The sequence below is a fragment of the Pseudoduganella danionis genome, assembly GCF_009720775.1.
GTDB classification, from domain to species: domain Bacteria; phylum Pseudomonadota; class Gammaproteobacteria; order Burkholderiales; family Burkholderiaceae_D; genus Rugamonas; species Rugamonas danionis.
Map to the genome: position 1 here is coordinate 1 of NZ_WNKW01000052.1, position 248 is coordinate 248.

General features: G+C 71.0%; 1 protein-coding gene. It reads left to right on the forward strand.

Annotated features, from left to right (window positions below; translation table 11 throughout):
* Positions 1-248, forward strand: a 248-nt coding sequence (locus tag GM655_RS22840) for a hypothetical protein (protein WP_196308837.1), incomplete at both ends; no start/stop codon positions are given.

The following is a 248-nucleotide window of genomic DNA, read 5'->3' on the forward strand; positions in this document are numbered from 1 at the left end:
GGTGTCCGTGGCCGTTGTGCCGCTGCTCGATGGGCTGCTGCCTGGTGGAGGTGTCCGTGGCCGTTGTGCCGCTGCTCGATGGGCTGCTGCCTGGTGGAGGTGTCCGTGGCCGTTGTGCCGCTGCTCGGTGTGCTGCCGCCTGGCGGAGCTGGCCGTGGCCGTTGTGCCGCTGCTCGGCGCGCTGTCGCCTGGTAGCGAAGGCCAGGCCGTGGTGTCGCTGTTCAATGCGCTTGCGCCGGCCCAGCTGA